Here is a 16,029-nt window from a genome sequence, read left to right on the forward strand (position 1 = left end):
TGCTGCCGGCATTCTACCTGGCCCCGTAAGGAAACCGGTAGGCCAGGGCCAGGGCCAAGAGGCCAGCCAGAAAGGGAGGCCCCGCCATGAGGAAGCGGAAGGCGGCCTCGGGATTGGGCCCTGGGGCCTCCCCGCTCACGTAGCCGAATAGGGGGGTGAGGAGGGCAAAGGAAAGGGCCTGCAGGGGCCCGGAAAGCCGGTTTACAAAACCATAGACGCTATAGTAGACCCCTTCCCGCCTCCTTCCCGTCCTTTGGGCGTCCCGGTCAATGACCTCGGCCAGGAGGAGGTCTCCCAGCACCAAGACCCCGCCAAACCCCACCCCGATCAGCACCCCCACGAGCAGGGCCTGCAGGAGGGTACGGGGCCACAGCAGGAGGAGGGCCCCCAAGGCCAAAAGGCCGATGGCCAAGAGCCACGCCCCCTTGGGGCCCATGGCCCCGGCCAACCGGGCCCAAAGGAACACCGAGGGCAGGGCCGAAAGGAGCACCGAGGCGAAGAGCAAGGAGGTGGCCTCGGGGCCTAAACCCAAGGCGTACTTGGCGTAAAAGGGCATGGCCGCCCCGAAAAGCCCCACGGCGAAGAGGAGGAAAAGGGCCGCCAGGGAGTAAAGCCAAAAGGGGCCATTCTCCAGGGTGTAGCGGAAGGCGGGGAGGAAGGGAAGGGGCGCGGCCTCTTGGGCCTTCGGGTCCTCCCGGATGGCCAGGAGAAAGAGGAGGACCAACACGCCCCCCATGCCCCCATAGAGGAGGGCCATGCCGGAAAAGCCGAGGGCGGTGTAGACCAAGGGGGTTAGGGCAATGCTCACCGCCAGGCCCAGGAAGTAAAAGCCCTGCCGCCAGGCGTTGGCCCGGGCCCGCTCCTCCTGGCTCCTGAAGAGCTCGGGAAAAAGGGCGGCGTGGTTCACCCAGGTGAGGGCGGCGAAGGTCTCAAAAAAGAGGATCACCACCAAGCAGTATCCAAAAAGGGCCTCACCCTGCCGGAAGCGCTCCGGCACGCTGAAGGTGAGGTAAAAGGCCAAAAGCAAAAGGGGAAGCCCCAGGAAAAGCCAAGGCCGCCTCCGGCCCCACGGGGTCCTGGTCCGGTCCGAGAGGTAGCCGAAAAGGGGATCGTTCACCGCATCCCACACGGAGAAGACCAGGCGGGCCAGGGCGAAGGCCCCGGCGGCCAGTCCCATGTGGTCCAGGTAGTAGAAGGCCAAATAGGTACCGAAGGTCTGGCCCGGCAGGGTAAGCCCCAGGGCACCCAGGGCGTAGGCGATCCGGGTGGGGATCACCAGGCCACCCCCAGGGGCAGGATGGGTTCCAGGTACTCCACCTCGAGGACATGCCGCGACCAGAGCCTTTCCCCTTCGTAGGCCTCCCCCACCAGGCGGTAAGCCCCCGGGGAAAGCTGCCTTAAAGCCTCCTGTAGGGGGAGGTAGCGGGCCTGGACCTCGAGGGGGCTTTCCCAAAGCTCCCCCAGGCTGAAAAACCTTCGGGCCTCCCCGGGGGCCAGGGCCACCTCCTCCGCGTAAAGGGAAAGGCCTTGCGGGCCTTCCAGGAAAAGGTGAACCCGGAGGCTTAAGGGCCTTTCCAGGTCGCTTATGAGCCAGGCCTCCTGCAAGGGAGGCCCCCCCACCTCCACCCTCTTTCGGTAGGGGACAAGGGAGAGGAGAACCGGGCTGCTGGCCTCCTTTAGGGCGAAAAAGCCCTTCTTGGGCACCCGCTCCACGTCCAAAACCGCCCAGGTGATCCCCTCCCAGGGCTCCACGAACATGAACTGGAAGTAGCCCACCACCCTCCCCTTGCCCCGGCGGTACGCGTGGATGGCAAACTCCAGAAGCTGAGCCTGGTAGGCCTGGGAGTTTTCCACGAAAGCCTCCAAGGAATCCCCCAGCTCCACCCCCGCCACCCGGAAGGTCTCGTGGGGTTGGAAGTTGTGGTAGGCCCAGACCTCCCACCTGGGGGGCCAGGCGGCCTCCCCTAGGACCTGGCGCAAAAGCCCCGCCCGGGGGAGGGCCTGGGCTCCAAACTCGGAAGGAAGAGGGGCCCCGGGAAGGGCCAGGAAGTCCCGCACGTGGCCCCAGTACCAGCCGGGGTAGGGATGCTCGCGGAAGTCGGAGGCCTCCTTCACCGGGCGGGTGGGGTCAGCGGCCCTGAAGCCGGCGGAAAGGAGGGGGCCTAAGGTGTGGCGGTTGTGGGTGGGCTCGTTTTGGGCGCACCAGAGGTAAAGGGAGGGATGGGCCCCCAGGACCTCCACCATGGCCTGGGCCTGGCGGAGGGCCTCCTGGGCGAAGGCCTCGTCCGGGGCGTAGCCCCACTGCAAGGGGAAGTCCTGCCAGACCAATACCCCTTCCCGGTCGCAGGCCCGGTAGAAGGCGGGGTGGGTCACGTGGGCGTGGACCCGCACGGCATTGAGGTTGGCCTCCTTAAGGAGGGCCACATCCCGCTGGGCCATGGCCTCGGTGTAACCGGCAAGCCACTGGGTGGGGATGATGTTGGTGCCCCTTAGGAATAGCCTCCTCCCGTTTAGGAGAAGCCAGCCCTCCCCATCCAGCTCCACGGTGCGGAAGCCCAAGGGCACGCTGAGGCTGGCCCCCAAAACCTCCGCCTCCAGGCGGAAAAGATGGGGAAACCCCCGCTCCCACACCTCCCATAACGGCATTTCCGGCAGGTCCCACACCACCTCCCGCCAACCCCGCCCCCCTTCCCCCTCGAGGACCGCCCTCTTCTCCAGGGCCTCCCCGGGGAAGTTTTCCGGGCCAATCCTAAGGTGCACCTCCTCGCGAAAGGGCCTTGGGGCGTCCACCATGAGGCGCACCCATAGCCGCCACCCCCCGGGCCGGGGAAGGAGGCGGTAGGTGAGGCCCAAAAGGGCCACCTCCTCCCGCAGCCAGACCTCCACCCCGCCCCATAGCCCCCCCGTCCCCCGCTCCTGGCCCCTTTCCGTGGTTCCCCCAGGACGGCAGTCGTGCTGGCCCAAGACCCCCTTGATCTGCCGCTTGAACCGGGGCCAGACCCCTAGGGGTTCCCGGGGGGCCGCGACCCTCAGGAACACCTCCCCACCTGGGGGCAGCTCCAGGAGCCAAGGGAAGAAGTACCCCAGGTGCCGGCCCAGATGGACCCCCTCCACCCAGGCCTCCTGGTAATAGTCCCCCAAGGAACGGAGGAAGCGCCTAGGGCCTCCTTCCGGCAACGCCAGGCGGTACCAGCCCACCTCCGCCTCCAGGCCCTCGAGGGCCCACTGGTGGGGAAGCGCCACCTCCCGCCAACCGCCTTGGGGAAGCTCCGCTGGGGTTTCCGCCCCCTGGGCCAAAAACCACGCCTTTTCCAGCCTCATCCTGCCACCTCCAAAAAGGCCTCGGCGAAGGGGGGAAGGCGCACCCCTCCTTCCCCAGCGGGGTACGCCTTCCCCTGCACCCACACCCGAGAAAGCCTCCCGCCAAAAAGCTTTAGGCCGATCCCGTCCCAGGGCCAAGGGTAGTCCCCTTCGCTTTCCCAGAGGAGACGAAAGCCCCCCTCCACCCTTTGCGCGCGGAAACGGTCTAGCCGATAGGCCCCCGCCCCATCCCCCTCGTCCCAGTAGAGGAGGCCCTGGGCCCCTTCTTCCCCCGGGTAAAGGTGTAGGGTGAGCCCCTCCTCCTGCAAAAGGGGCAGAAGGCTTCCCCCCCGCACCAAAAGGGGAATCCGGTCCAAGGGGGCAGGAAGCCGCACCCAGCCGGGCCCCTCCAAGGCCCCATCCCCCTGCCAGGGGTACCAGCGGCCCGGGGGCAAGGGCACCTCCTTGGCCCGGGCGCCCTCCTCCAACACCGGGGCCACCAAAAGGGCCTTCCCCAGGAGGAAAGCCTCCCCAAGGCTAGCCCCATGGGGCGGATCCCTGTAGGGCCCTCCTGCCAGGAAAAGGGGCCGTAGGAGGGGAAGCCCCTGGTGGCTTGCCTCATAGGCCAGGGTGTAGAGGTAGGGTAGAAGCCCTTCCCTAAGCCCCATGGCCCAGCGCACCCCCGCCAAGACCTCCTCCCCCAAGCGCCAAGGCTCCCGGCGCTTTGTCCAGCGGGCGGAGTGGAGGCGAAAGAAAGGGGTGAAGGCGGCCATCTGGAACCAGCGCAGGTAAAGCTCGGGGGAAGGGTCCCCGCTAAACCCCCCGATGTCCGAGCCCACGAAGTACACCCCGGAAAGGGAAAGGCCGAGAAGGGCCCACAAGGTGGTCCTGAGGCCCTCCCAGGTGCTCTCCACATCCGCGGTCCAGGCCCAGGCGAACCGCTGTACCCCCGCATACCCGGCGCGGGTGAGGAGGAAGGGCCGGGAAAGCGGGGCCCATGTACGAAACCCTTCCCAGCTGGCCCGGGCCATGAGGAGGCCGTAGAGGTTGTGGGCCAGGAGGTGGTCGCCCCCTTGGCCCTCGAGGCTATGGCGCACCCCCTTGGGAAAGGTGGGCTCCCCCCAAGCGGCGAAGAGGGCGGGCTCGTTCATATCCAGCCAGAAGCCCGAAACCCCCAGCTCCAAAAAGCCCCTAAGCCTATCCCTCCACCAGTCCCGGGCCCGGGGATCGGTGAAGTCGGGGAAGGCAGCCAGCCCGGGCCAGACAGGGCCTAGGAAAACCTCCCCCGAGGGCAGGCGGCAAAACACCCCTTCCCTTAGGCCCTCCTCATAGGGGGGAAACCCCTTTTCCGCCTTGATCCCGGGGTCCAGGATGAGCACCGTGCGCACGCCCTTTTCCCGGAAGGCCCGCACCATCCCCCCTAGGTCGGGGAAGCGCCCTTCGTCCACGGTAAAAACCCGGTAACCCCGCATGTAATCTATGTCCAGGTGCACGGCCCTTAAGGGGAGGCCCCGCCTTAGGAAACCTTCCACCACCTCCTCCACCTCTTCCCTCCTCCTCAGCCCCCAGCGGGCATAGTGGAAGCCCAAGGCCCAGCGGGGCGGCAGGGGCGGAAGGCCGGTAAGGCCCAGGTACCGGGCCAAAGCCTTCTCCAGGGGCCCGGGAATCAGGTAGTAGCGGAAGGGGCCACCCCAAAAGCCCACCAAGGCCTCCTCCCCCCGAAGGTCGGCAAAGCCGTCCGCGGGGTTCTCGTAGAAGGCCAGGTACCCCCCCTCGTGAAGGAGGGAAAGCCAAAGGGGCACGGAAAGGTAAAGGGGGTCCTCCCCCAGGCCGTAGCTTCCCCCAGGGTCCCGGTTCCAGAAGCGGAAGACCCCACCCCGGCGGTCCAGGGGAAAGGCCCTTTCTCCCAGGCCCAAAACCCTTTCCCCCGAGGCTAGGCGCACCCGGTGCCGCCAGGCCCTTCCCGAGCGCTCGGGGTAGGCCTCCCGCCGCAAAAGCCTTCCTTCCCCATCCCAGATGCTGAGGCCTTCCTCCTCTAGACGTAGGGCCAGGCGGGGGGTTTTTAGAAGGTAACCCTCCGGGGTCTCTAGGCGCTCGGGTTCCCAGAGCGGGGGCTTGCTGTCCGCCAGGGCATAGGGCGGCACGGCCTCCCGGGGAAACCAGGTGAGGCGGAGGAGGTCCTCGCCGAGGAAGACCGCTTCAAGATACGGACTCCGTCCGTGACCAAGATACGGACCTTGTCCGTGACCAGGATACGGACTAGCTCCTTGGCCGGGCTTGGCCTCCTGGAAGTACACCCTAACCCCCCCGGGAATGGCCTCGAGGCCCCTAGGCCTCCCCACCCCCTGCCAAGCCTCCGCCCTGGAGGCCCTCCCCTCCATAGCCTCCAGCTGGTCCCTCCTCCGGGCGTACTGGAGGGCGAGAAGGATAATGCCCGGGCCCAGGAAGGCCACGGTTTTAGCCGCACTCCAAAGCGTTTTCAGCCAACCTTTGCGGGGTGCGCCCATACCCTCCCCTCCCTACTCCAAAAGGATCCGCCTCACCTCGCACCCCTCCAGCAGGGCCCGCACCCTTTCCGGAGGCACCTTGGGCCTACGCCGGAAGTCCAAAAGCCCGTTTTCCTCCTGAAAGGTGTCGTAGAGCTGGGTGTAGCCAAACCCGCTTAGACGGCTTTCGCACACCACCTGCACGTAGCGCAGAACTTCCGCCAAGAAGGCCTCCTCCCCCTCCACCTCCCGGTAGCCCCAGCCCGGGGTAGGCCCCTTGAGCCTCAAGCCCCCAAACTCGGAGAGGAAGGGGCGCACCCCCTCAGGCACCCCCTCCCAGGAAAGGGGCCGGCCCATGGGGGCCAGGGGAAAAGCCCCTTGCGCATAGCGGCGGGATAGAACCTCGGGGGGAGCGTAGTCGTGCACGGTGTAGAGGTCCCAAAAGGGCCCGTGTTCCCAACCGTCGTTGTCCACCAAAAGGCGGCCGGGATCCAAGGAACGGGCGAGCAGGAAGACCCCTTGGAGGAAGGCCTGGGTTTCCCGCCTCCAGGGGGCAAGCCCCCAGCTTTCATTGAAAAGGACCCAGGCCACCACGCTGGGGTGGTTATAGTCCCGCTCCAAAGCCGCCTGGAGTTCGGCCAGGTAACGCCGGGCCGCAGTCGGGGAGAAGCGGAAGAAACTGGGCATCTCGGCAAAGACCAAAAGCCCAAGCCGGTCCGCCAGGTGGAGGTAGCGGGGGTCTTCCAGCTTCTGGTGCTTGCGCACCCCATTGAAGCCCAAGGCTTTGGCCAGCTCCACGTCCCGCCTAAGGGCGGATAGGCCCGGGGCCGCCAGGTGGCCTTCGGGCCAAAGCCCCTGGTCCAAGGCCAGCTTGGGGAAGTAGGGCTCCCCGTTGAGGAAGAAGACCCCCTCTCTGGCGGAAACCTCCCTTAGGCCCCCGTAGGAATAGACCTCGTCCAACACCCGCCTTCCCCTAAGGAGGCGGAGGCGCAAGGGGAAAAGCACCGGGTTTTCCGGCCGCCAAAGGAACTCCTCCCCCTTCCCCTTCAAGGGAAGCCCCAAAAACCCCCGGGCGAGCCCGCCCGCAAGAGGAAAATGGGCTTCCAGCCACGGTTTATCCCCAAAGGACACCTCCCCCTTCGCCCCCGGGAAAAGGGCCACCTCCACCCCGTCCCCTTCCCCTTGGACCTGGGCCTCGAGGTGGAAGCCCAAGGCCTTTAGGTCCGGGGTGAGGCGCAGGGCGGCGATATGGCTTTCCGGCACCCACTCCAGCCACACCGGCTGCCAGATCCCCGTGGTGCGGGGGTAGAAGATGCCCTCGGGCTCGCCCAGGGCCTGCTTGCCCCGGGGCATTTCCGGGTCGGAAGGGTCATCCTCGGCCCGCACCAGCAGCCTCAAGGGCCTCCCCAGGAAGGGGGTAAGCTCCAGGCTGAAGGGGGTATGCCCGCCCTCATGCGCCAGAACCCTCACCCCATCCAGGAAAACCTCCGCCCGGTAGTCCACGGCCCCAAAGCGCAGGAAAAGGCGAAAGCCGGGCCGGGGCTTGACCCTTAGGACCTTTCGGTACCAGGCCACCCCTACCCAGGGCTCCTGCACCCCGCTACCCGGGGCCTCGGGGGGAAAGGGCACCCGGATCCTGCGGTCAAAGCGCACCCTTTCCGGGCCCTCCGCCTCGCTCAGGGCGAAGTCCCAAGGGCCGGACAAGTCCCGCCAACCTGGACGCTCTAGGGTGGGCCTTGGATGGTTGGGGTCCAGCTTCATAGGGCCTTACTCCCTTATCTCGTGGGGGAAGAGGGCGGTGAGGAAATAGGCCAAGAGGATGGCCACCCCCGGGATCACCGCCACCAGGAAGCGGAAGGCCAGGCCTGGATTGGGCCCGGGGTTTTCCCCGCTCACGTAGCCGAAAAGGGGCCCCAGGAGGGCAAAGGAAAGCCCCACCAGGGCCCCCGAGGCCCGGCCCAAAAGCCCCACCAGGCTGTAATAGGCCCCTTCCCGCCGGGTTCCCGTCCTCTCGGCATCCAGGTCAATCACCTTGGCCATCACCACCTCCCCCGTGACCCGCACCCCGGCAAACCCCACCCCCACCAAGGCCCCCACCAGGATGGCGGGGAAAAGGCTTTGCGGCAGGAAGAGGAGCAGGGCCGCCAAACCCATGAGCAGGTGGGCAAGCCGCCAGGCCCGCTTCCCCCCCAAGGCCCCCGCCAGCCTTCCCCAGAGGAAGACCGAGGGCAAGGCCACCAGGAAGACGGCGGCGAAGAGAAAGGTGGTGGCGGCCTCGGGCAGGCCCAGGCTGTGCTTGGCGTAAAAGGCCATGCCCGTCTGGATCACCATGCGCCCAAACTCAAAGAGAAGCCCCACCAGGGCCGCCACCCAGAAGGCCCGGTTGGCCAGGACCAGGCGGAAGGAGTCCCTTAGCCCCAGGCCGCTTTCCGCCTTGGGATCCTCCTGGATACCCGGGAGGAAGAGGAGAAAGGCCCCAAGGGCAAGGGCAGCGAAGAGGAGGGCCATGCCCAAAAACCCCACCTGGGCGTAGACCAGGGGGGCCACGGCAATCCCCAGGATCAGCCCGAAAAGCTCCGTGCCCCGCTTTAAGGCGGCCGCCCCCGCCCTTTCGGAAAGTCCTCGGAACATCTCCGGGAAAAGGGCCCCGTAGTTGGTCCAAACCACGGTGGCCGTGGTCTCGTAAAGGACGATAGCCAGGGCGAAATAGTAGGGAAGAACCTGGGGAGAACGGGCCCACTCGGGCACCCAGAAGACCAGGATGTAGAAAAGGAGGAAAAGGGGTATCCCCAAAAGGAGCCAAGGGCGCCTGCGGCCCAAGGGGGTCTTGGTGCGGTCGGAAAGGTGGCCGAATAGGGGGTCGTTGACGGCATCCCAGAAGGCATACACCGTGCGGGCCAGGGCATAGAAGGCGGCGGAAAGGCCCAGCTTTTCCAGATAAAAGAAGGCCAGATAGGTGCCAAAGCTTTCGGAAACCAAGGTAAGCCCCAGCTGCCCCGAGGCGTAGCGCCACTTTTTCATCACCGCCTCCTTCTAAAGCGCATCCCGGACCATCCGCCAGGTAAGGGGGTGGAACTCCGCCAAAACCCGGCGCACCTCGGGGTGGGCCAGGGCGAAGTAGTCGGCCTCCCGCGTCCGCCAGTCGGGAAGGGCCCGGCCCTCGGGGGTGGGGAGGGCGCTGTGGTGCACCAGGTAGTAAAGGCCCGGAGGGAGCTGGGCCAGGTCCAAGTAGAAGCCCAGCCGCTCCTCCGGGGGAAGGCCATACGCATCCAGGAAGCGCACCCTGGGGAAGGGCACCCGGGCCAGGAGGCGTTCCAGGTCGGGCAGGAAGGCCGGGGGAACCCCCAGGCCCTCGAGGCTCTCCGGCACCAAGGGCACCAGGTGGTACTCCTGGGCCAACCGCAGGTAAACTTCCGCCAGGTCGGGCCTTAGTACCGCCCCTTGGTGGGTATCCACGTGGGTGGGGGAGAAAAGCCTTTTGGCCGCCGCAATCTGGGCCCTTAGCTCCCGTTCCACCTCCTCGAGGCGGGCCCTTTGCCACAGAACCTCCAAGGAACTGGGGAAATACCCCGCCTCATCCCTAAGGCTTTCCCCTTCCGTCAGGGGCCGCATCCGGGGAGCGGGCCACTCGCTGGTGAGCACCAGGTGCACCCCCAAATCCTCCCCCCTCACCCCGCTGGCCCAGGCCCCTGGCACCATCACGCTTCCCGTGGGAAAGCCCAGGGCCTGGTAGGCGCTGTTTTGCGCATGGGTCAGGCCCAGGTCGTCGTGGTGCAAGAGGAGGACCCGACGTCCGAAAAGGCCAAGCCTCGCCAAAAGGTCCATAAGACCCCCTTTCCCTTCAGGATTCCATCCTAGCGCAGAGGCTAGGGGAATGCCAGGGAAAAAGGGCCCTTGCGGCCAACCCACCCAGGGGGTGGCTACTCCAAGGCCAGCTCCACCAGCCGCCTGAGGAGCTCGGGGTAAGGAAGCCCCCCGGCGGCGAAAAGCCTGGGGTACATGCTGGTGGGGGTGAAGCCGGGGATGGTGTTGATCTCGTTGAGGTAGACCTCCCCCTCCGCCAGGAAGAAGTCCACCCGGGCCATGCCCCGGATGCCCAGCAGCCTATAGGCCTTCAGGGCCAGCTCCTGCACCGTTTCCTGGGTGCCCGGGTCCAAGGGCGCCGGGATCAAAAGCTCCGCCCGCCCCGGGGTGTACTTGGTTGCATAGTCGTAAAAGGCCGCCCGATAGCGCACCTCCCCCACCGGGCTGGCTTCCCCAAAGATGTTGCCCAAGACCCCCACCTCCAGCTCCCGCACCCCCGAAAGGGCCTTCTCCACCACGGCCTTCTGGTCGTGGCGGAAGGCCTCCGCCAGGGCCTCCTCCAGCCCAGCGTACCCCTCCACCCGGCGGATGCCGATGCTGGAACCCGTGTTGGCGGGCTTGACGAAAAAAGGGGGCTCAAAGGGGATAAAGGGGCGCTCCCCTTGGTAAAGGGCCACCCAGGGCACCACGGGAATCCCCGCCTGGGCCAAGACCCCCTTGCTCAAGTCCTTGTCCAGGCAAAGGGCGCTGGCCGCCACCCCCGCCCCCACGTAGGGCTTGCCTAGCATTTCCAGGAAACCCTGAAGGGTGCCGTCCTCTCCCCATCTTCCGTGTAACAAGGGGAAGACCACGTCAAACCGGCTCCATTCCAAGGAGGGTGGGAAGGCATCCCGGCCCTCCAGGGCCACGCCCGCTTTGAGGGCCTCCTGGGCCTCCTGGCCCAGAAGCCACCGGCCATCCTTGGCGATCACGGCGAGCTCGGTGGGAAAGGGCATGTGCTCCAAAACCCCCTGGGCGGAGAGCAAGGAAACCTCGTGCTCGGGACTCCTTCCCCCGGCGATGAGGAGGACTCTAGGCGCGGCCATGTCTAGAGCTTAGCCTCCCTCTTGGGAAAGGTCCAGACGGTTGTAGCGGGAAGCGCACGGGGCAAGCCCTTCCCTAACCCAGCACAGCACCGCCTCCTTGGCCGCCTCGAGGACCCTCTCCACCACCGGCCACTCCTCAGGAAGGAAGGGGGAAAGCACATACTCCGCCCCCAACTCCCGGGCAGGGGGCTTGCCGATGCCCAGGCGCAGGCGGTGAAAGGCCTCGGTTCCCAGGGCCTCGGCGATGGAGGCCACCCCCCGGTTTCCCGCCGGACTACCCCCGGCCTTGAGGCGCAGGCGGCCTAAGGGCAGGTCCATCTCGTCGTGAACCACCAAAAGGCGCTCCGGAGGGATCTTGTAAAAGCGCACCAGGGGAGCCACCGCCTGGCCGCTTAGGTTGTAGTAGGTGAGGGGCTTGAGGAAAATCCCCTTCTCCCCTGCCACCTCCGCCTCGGCCAAAAGGGCCTCCCCCTGGGGGCGGAACTCCAGCCCCAGCCGGTCCAGGACCATGAACCCCAGGTTGTGCCGGGTTCTGGCGTAGCGCTCCCCCGGGTTTCCCTGGCCCACCACCAAAAACATTCCTCCTCCCAAAAAGGAGGCGGGACCGCCCGCCGATCCCGCCCCCTATACCTCCCTCGCCATAGGGTGCTCCCGAGGTGCTCCAGAGCCTGGCCCGGAAAAGGGAGGCACCGGGACAGCCAAGGTGGGGGGTATTACTCCTCCTCTTCCTTCTTGCCCTTCTTGATCACCTCGGGCTCGGCGGGGGCCTCGAGGGCCTCGGCCGCCAGCTTCTCCACGTCCTCAGGGGGCACCACCGCGGCGATGGTCTCCTCGGGGGAAACGGCCAGCTTAACACCTTCAGGAAGCCTCAGGTCGGCGGCATGGAGGCTATCCCCGATGCCCAAGCTGGAGACATCCACCTCCAGGAACTCGGGGATGTTCCGCGGGGACACCCTGACCAGGATGTCCCGGTGGATCTCCTGCAACACCCCACCTTCCCGCACCCCCTGGGGCGTACCCACGAAGCGCAAGGGGATGTACATCTCCACCGGCTCATCGGAGAGCACGTAGAAGTCCACGTGCTCGGGGCGGCGCCGGCGCTTATCCAGGTTCACCTGGCGCACCAGGGTGGGAAGCTCCTGGCCATCGGGGAGTTCCAGAACGATCACGTGGTGGATGGAAGCCTGGCGGAAGACCTTGTCAAACTCCCCCAGCTCCACGTACACCTTCCGGTTCAGGTGCTTGTTGTAGATGACACCGGGGAGCTTCCCCGCACGGCGCAAAGCGGCGGGCTTCTCCCCCTCCCGGTACTGGGCTCGCAAACGGTATTCCATGTCTCCTCCTGAACTGTCCAAGGCCCCCAAGGGGCACACTAAGGGAAAGCTTAGCACATCCCTGCGCTTTCCATCCACCCGCGCCTAGGAGAAGACCTTGTAAAGGGTCACCAGCAGGATCAGCACCCCAAAAAGCTGCTTTAGGCGCTGAGAAGGCAGGTAGAGGCTCGTGAGGCGGGAGCCCAGGTAACTGCCCAAAGCCCCCGCCACCACCAAGGAAAGGGTGAGCCCCAGGTCCAGCCGGGCGGTGGGGAGATGGGGCAGGAGGGAGGAGAAGGAAGGGGGCGTCACGGCAAAGGCGTTGATGGCCGCAGCCCGCTTGGGGTCGTGGCCGGTGAGAATTAGGGTGGGCATGAGGAGGAACCCCGGGCCTACCCCCAAAAACCCGGAAAGCACCGAGATGGGGGCCGCCAAGGCCAAGGCCACGGGGAAGTTTTCCCGAGGCGCCTTCGGGGAAACGGGGCGAAAGAGGTTGTAGGCCAGGTAGGCCACCGCCCCCAGGTAGATCCACCACACGTACCGCACCTCCACCCGCTGCACCAGCCAGGCTCCCACCGGGGCGAAGAAGGTGGTAACCAGGGCCAGGAGGATGGCCTTGCGCCAATCCACCAAGCCGCTTTGGGCGAAGCCGAAGACGGCAAAAAGAGCCGTCACCCCATTGAGGAGAAGGGAAAGGGGCTGAACCTGGTGGACCAAATCCGGCAAGAAGAGGCTCAAGAAGGGCACGGCGGCAAAGGCCACCCCCAGGCCCAGCATGCCGGACACCACGGCCAGCAAGAAGAGACCTACCACCACCACCGGGTTCATGTCCGCTCCCACTTTCCCGCCATGGGAATGGCGTCCTTGAGGCTTTGGTAGAGGGTGGAGTTTTTAAGGGTCAGCTCAAAGAGCCTTTGCAACCTTTCATCCGGAGCCGAGCTCTCCAGGTACAGAACAAAGCCTATTTGGGCGATCCTCGGAGGTTTGTCCTCCCGGCGGGCCTCGAGGACCACCCTGGCCCCCGCCAACGGCACCTTGGAGGACTCCGCCACAAACTGGATACCCGTAAGAAGGCAACTGCCCAAGGCGGCCAGGAGGGTTTCCACCGGATTAACCCCCGCCTCCAGGTCGGCGCGGCGGGCCCCCAGGACCAAGGTGAACCCCCGGGCCTCCGCCAAGGCCCTTTGGGCATCCTGGCGGCGTACTTCCACGCGGTAGGCCTGGGACATGGCTAGAAGCTATAGACCGTAGCCCCTTCCAGGGCGTAGTCCACGAAGCGATCCCGGGCATAGGCCAGCCGGATACCCCGGGCCTTGAAGGCCTCCTCGGCCCCCAAAGCCCTAGCGGAGTTAAGACAGGTGTACACCGGCACCCCCTGGGCCACGAGGCTATCCACCCCCCGGTTGTACTCGGCCAAGGCAGGGTCCAAAAGCGCCCGCTCGGCAGGCCCGAAGATGTAGACCTCCAAGTCCACCCCCCGCTCCTCCTTCACTTGGCGGATGCGCTCGGCCAGGTGTACCCCCGTGTTCAGGCTGCTGGGCTCCCCGTGGAAAATGTGGATGACTACTTTAGCCATAAAACCCCCGGAGGGTAGCTTACCCCATCCCCGGGGGACATAGGTACCTCGTCGTACCCCGCCACCTGGCCCATGCCAGGGGTGGAAGCCCCAGATAGGCCCTCCCCTTGGACCCATCCCGGAAGCACCTGGCGCAGGGAGCGGCCAAAAGGGGTATCGCCAGGGCTTTAGATCAGGGCGCTCACCGATTGGTTGGTGTGCACGTGCTGAATGGCCTGGGCCAGGAGCTCGGCGGTGGAAAGCACCGTATACCCCCCGTCCTTAAGGGGAATGGTATCGGTGAAGATCACCTCCCGGATGGCCGGGTGGGAGAGGTTTTCCCGGGCCTCCCCCACCAACACCGGATGGGTGGCCATGACCACCATCTCGGGCAAGGCCCCGGCCATGAGCAGCGCCTCCACCCCCCGCCGGATGGTGCCCCCGGTGGAAACGATGTCGTCTATGATCAAGGGCCTTTTCCCCGCCACCTCCCCGATCACGTAGGTGACCGAGGTTTCCTTGGGGCCGTGGCGCCGCTTGGCCAGCATGGCAAAGGGCAGGCCCAGCCTTTCGGAAAGCCGCCTGGCCTCCTCCGCCCGGCCGGCATCCGGGGAGACCACCACCCCGTTTTCCGTGTACCCCTTTTCCTGGAGGTAGCGGGCAAAAAGCCGTACGGCGGAAAGGTGGTCCACGGGAATATCAAAGAAGCCCTGGATCTGGGGCGCATGCAGGTCAATGGCGATCACCCGGTGCACCCCTACCGCCTCCAGGAGGTTGGCCACCAGTTTGGCGCTCACGGGCTCGCGGCCTTGGGTCTGCTTATCCTGGCGGGCATAGCCGAAGTAGGGGATGACGGCGTTGATGCGCCCCGCTGAGCTCCTCCTAGCGGCATCGGCCAGGAGGAGGAGTTCCATGAGGTGGTCGTTCACGGGAGGGCTGGTGGGCTGGATCAGGTAGACGTCGTCTCCCCGAACGCTTTCCAAAAGCTGCACCCGCACCTCCCCATCGGGGAAACGGTCCACCAAAGCCTTGCCCAGAGGAACCCCTAGGGCCTCCGCCACCCGCCGGGCCAGGTCGGGGTGGGCATTCCCCGCAAAAAGCCTGATTTCCATGGACCTCCTCCCCCTTCAGTATGCCAAAAGGGCCTGGGCCAGGAGGCCAAGCCGCCTCGAGGCCCCTTGCAAAAAGGCCTGGAAGTCCCGGGCGGCCTCTTCCCCCGCCCCGTCGGTTACCACCCGCACCAAGGCCATGGGATGGCGGAAGCGCCAGGCCACCATGAGGGCCGCGGCCCCTTCCATCTCCACCGCTTGGGCCCCGTGAAGCCCTGCAAGCCTCCTGGCCTCCTCCCTATCCGCCAGAAACCGGTCCCCCGTGGCCACCACCCCCCGCCGCAAGGGGAAGCCCAGGCTTTCTGCCGCCCTTTCCGCCTTCCCCAAAAGGGCCGGGTCCGAGGGGAAGAACCGCACCCCAAAGGCCGTTTCCCCAGGCTCCCGGCCAAAGGGGGTGAGGTCCACGTCCCACTGCACCGCCCTCTCCGCCAGGAGGAGGTCCAAGGCCCGCAAGGAGGGGTCCAAAGCCCCCGCTACCCCCAGGAAGTAGCTCTCCTGGGGAGCGAAACGGGCCAGGACGTAGGCCACCGCCGAGGCCGCCGCCACCTTGCCCACCCCGGTTTCCGCCACCAGGACCCTTGGGGCCCGGTGGAGGGGGAAAGGGGCCTCGAGGACCTCCTGGACCTCCAAAGCCTCCCTCAGCGCCGAAGCCTCCTCAGGCTCCGCGGCGAAAAAGGCGGTCACCTTCCCTCCAAAGGAACCGTGGGTTGCACCTTCAGGCCTTCCCGCAACACCTTCTCCGCCCAAGCCTTGGCCCCCTGGAGGTCGTGGTCCCGGTAGTTGCCGCATTCCTTGAAGCTAGCCCCGGGAATAGGGCCCTCGTGCAGCAGAACGTCCCTCAAGGCTCGCTCCCAGGCCACCAAGACCCTCTCCTCCTCCAAAGGACCCTCCACCACCAGGTAAAACCCGGTGCGGCACCCCATGGGGGAAAGGTCAATGACCCCTTCCAGGTGGTCCCGCAGATAGCCGGCCAGAAGGTGCTCCAGGGTGTGCAAGGCCCCTGTGGGAATGGCCTCCCGGTTGGGCTGGGCCAGGCGCAGGTCGTACTTTTCCACCAAGCCGCTCCCCACCGTTTTCCTTCCCGCCAAGCGCACGTAAGGCGCTTGAACCTTGGTGTGGTCCAACGCAAAGCTTTCCACCTCGGCCATAGGCCCCATTACACCTCAAATAGGTGCCTATAATGAAGATGTGCCTTCCTTTTGGCCCATTGGAACTGTATTCCTAGCCCCTACAGAAGAATACATCCACGTTCTATGGCCAGAGGAGTTGAACACCCTGAAAGGCCAAGGCTTACGGCAATGGCCTATTGGTCCCACCCAACCTGGGATTCCCGTCCGGGAGGTTTTTGTCCGGGGAATAACCGAGGGGCCCATCGGT

15 protein-coding genes are annotated in these 16,029 nt (G+C 66.0%); all 15 read right to left on the reverse strand.

Features of this window, described 5'->3' with window-relative positions; translation table 11 throughout:
- Positions 1–13: 13 nt before the first annotated feature.
- Positions 14–1,273, reverse strand: coding sequence for an MFS transporter (locus L0D16_RS02425; RefSeq protein ID WP_243029911.1), 1,260 nt, complete (start codon positions 1,271–1,273; stop codon positions 14–16).
- Positions 1,273–3,321 (reverse strand): glycoside hydrolase family 2 TIM barrel-domain containing protein, encoded by a 2,049-nt coding sequence (locus L0D16_RS02430; RefSeq protein ID WP_243029772.1) that lies wholly within the window; start codon positions 3,319–3,321, stop codon positions 1,273–1,275. Before L0D16_RS02430 ends, L0D16_RS02425 begins: the two co-directional genes overlap by 1 nt.
- A complete protein-coding gene (locus L0D16_RS02435; protein WP_243029773.1) occupies positions 3,318–5,807 on the reverse strand; it encodes a glycoside hydrolase family 31 protein in 2,490 nt (829 codons plus the stop codon). The genes L0D16_RS02430 and L0D16_RS02435 overlap by 4 nt, the downstream gene beginning before the upstream one ends.
- 12 nt (positions 5,808–5,819) lie before the next feature.
- Positions 5,820–7,547, reverse strand: coding sequence for a glycoside hydrolase family 2 TIM barrel-domain containing protein (locus L0D16_RS02440; RefSeq protein WP_243029774.1), 1,728 nt, complete (start codon positions 7,545–7,547; stop codon positions 5,820–5,822).
- Positions 7,548–7,553: 6 nt separating this feature from the next.
- Positions 7,554–8,807 (reverse strand): MFS transporter, encoded by a 1,254-nt coding sequence (locus L0D16_RS02445; RefSeq protein WP_243029775.1) that lies wholly within the window; start codon positions 8,805–8,807, stop codon positions 7,554–7,556.
- Positions 8,808–8,819: 12 nt separating this feature from the next.
- Positions 8,820–9,611 (reverse strand): carbohydrate deacetylase, encoded by a 792-nt coding sequence (locus L0D16_RS02450; protein WP_243029777.1) that lies wholly within the window; start codon positions 9,609–9,611, stop codon positions 8,820–8,822.
- Between the two features lie 95 nt (positions 9,612–9,706).
- Positions 9,707–10,675, reverse strand: a complete 969-nt coding sequence (ddl, locus tag L0D16_RS02455; protein WP_243029779.1) for a D-alanine--D-alanine ligase — start codon at positions 10,673–10,675, stop codon at positions 9,707–9,709.
- A 9-nt stretch (positions 10,676–10,684) separates the two neighbouring features.
- A complete protein-coding gene (gene pth, locus L0D16_RS02460; protein WP_243029781.1) occupies positions 10,685–11,254 on the reverse strand; it encodes an aminoacyl-tRNA hydrolase in 570 nt (189 codons plus the stop codon).
- 134 nt (positions 11,255–11,388) lie between these two features.
- A complete protein-coding gene (locus L0D16_RS02465; protein ID WP_243029783.1) occupies positions 11,389–12,009 on the reverse strand; it encodes a 50S ribosomal protein L25 in 621 nt (206 codons plus the stop codon).
- A gap of 84 nt (positions 12,010–12,093) precedes the next feature.
- Positions 12,094–12,816, reverse strand: coding sequence for a sulfite exporter TauE/SafE family protein (locus L0D16_RS02470; protein ID WP_243029785.1), 723 nt, complete (start codon positions 12,814–12,816; stop codon positions 12,094–12,096).
- A complete protein-coding gene (locus L0D16_RS02475) occupies positions 12,813–13,217 on the reverse strand; it encodes an OsmC family protein (RefSeq protein ID WP_243029787.1) in 405 nt (134 codons plus the stop codon). The genes L0D16_RS02470 and L0D16_RS02475 overlap by 4 nt, the downstream gene beginning before the upstream one ends.
- A gap of 2 nt (positions 13,218–13,219) precedes the next feature.
- A complete protein-coding gene (locus tag L0D16_RS02480) occupies positions 13,220–13,564 on the reverse strand; it encodes a hypothetical protein (protein ID WP_243029789.1) in 345 nt (114 codons plus the stop codon).
- A 167-nt stretch (positions 13,565–13,731) separates the two neighbouring features.
- On the reverse strand, positions 13,732–14,655 hold the full coding sequence (locus tag L0D16_RS02485; protein WP_243029790.1) for a ribose-phosphate diphosphokinase: 924 nt from the start codon (positions 14,653–14,655) through the stop codon (positions 13,732–13,734).
- A gap of 15 nt (positions 14,656–14,670) precedes the next feature.
- Positions 14,671–15,336, reverse strand: coding sequence for a 5'-methylthioadenosine/S-adenosylhomocysteine nucleosidase (gene mtnN, locus L0D16_RS02490; protein ID WP_243029792.1), 666 nt, complete (start codon positions 15,334–15,336; stop codon positions 14,671–14,673).
- Positions 15,333–15,800, reverse strand: coding sequence for an S-ribosylhomocysteine lyase (locus L0D16_RS02495; RefSeq protein WP_243029794.1), 468 nt, complete (start codon positions 15,798–15,800; stop codon positions 15,333–15,335). Before L0D16_RS02495 ends, mtnN begins: the two co-directional genes overlap by 4 nt.
- Positions 15,801–16,029: the final 229 nt, after the last annotated feature.

It is taken from the genome of Thermus altitudinis (assembly GCF_022760835.1).
GTDB lineage: Bacteria > Deinococcota > Deinococci > Deinococcales > Thermaceae > Thermus > Thermus altitudinis.

Bases quoted from the DNA above. Each gene is read 5' to 3' on its own strand.
- L0D16_RS02430 (WP_243029772.1), bottom strand. From the start codon at position 3,321: ATGAGGCTGGAAAAGGCGTGGTTTTTGGCCCAGGGGGCGGAAACCCCA.
- L0D16_RS02435 (WP_243029773.1), bottom strand. From the start codon at position 5,807: ATGGGCGCACCCCGCAAAGGTTGGCTGAAAACGCTTTGGAGTGCGGCT.
- L0D16_RS02465 (WP_243029783.1), bottom strand. From the start codon at position 12,009: ATGGAATACCGTTTGCGAGCCCAGTACCGGGAGGGGGAGAAGCCCGCC.
- L0D16_RS02485 (WP_243029790.1), bottom strand. From the start codon at position 14,655: ATGGAAATCAGGCTTTTTGCGGGGAATGCCCACCCCGACCTGGCCCGG.
- ddl (WP_243029779.1), bottom strand. From the start codon at position 10,675: ATGGCCGCGCCTAGAGTCCTCCTCATCGCCGGGGGAAGGAGTCCCGAG.
- pth (WP_243029781.1), bottom strand. From the start codon at position 11,254: ATGTTTTTGGTGGTGGGCCAGGGAAACCCGGGGGAGCGCTACGCCAGA.
- L0D16_RS02495 (WP_243029794.1), bottom strand. From the start codon at position 15,800: ATGGCCGAGGTGGAAAGCTTTGCGTTGGACCACACCAAGGTTCAAGCG.
- L0D16_RS02450 (WP_243029777.1), bottom strand. From the start codon at position 9,611: ATGGACCTTTTGGCGAGGCTTGGCCTTTTCGGACGTCGGGTCCTCCTC.
- L0D16_RS02445 (WP_243029775.1), bottom strand. From the start codon at position 8,807: ATGAAAAAGTGGCGCTACGCCTCGGGGCAGCTGGGGCTTACCTTGGTT.
- L0D16_RS02440 (WP_243029774.1), bottom strand. From the start codon at position 7,547: ATGAAGCTGGACCCCAACCATCCAAGGCCCACCCTAGAGCGTCCAGGT.
- L0D16_RS02475 (WP_243029787.1), bottom strand. From the start codon at position 13,217: ATGTCCCAGGCCTACCGCGTGGAAGTACGCCGCCAGGATGCCCAAAGG.
- L0D16_RS02480 (WP_243029789.1), bottom strand. From the start codon at position 13,564: ATGGCTAAAGTAGTCATCCACATTTTCCACGGGGAGCCCAGCAGCCTG.
- L0D16_RS02470 (WP_243029785.1), bottom strand. From the start codon at position 12,816: ATGAACCCGGTGGTGGTGGTAGGTCTCTTCTTGCTGGCCGTGGTGTCC.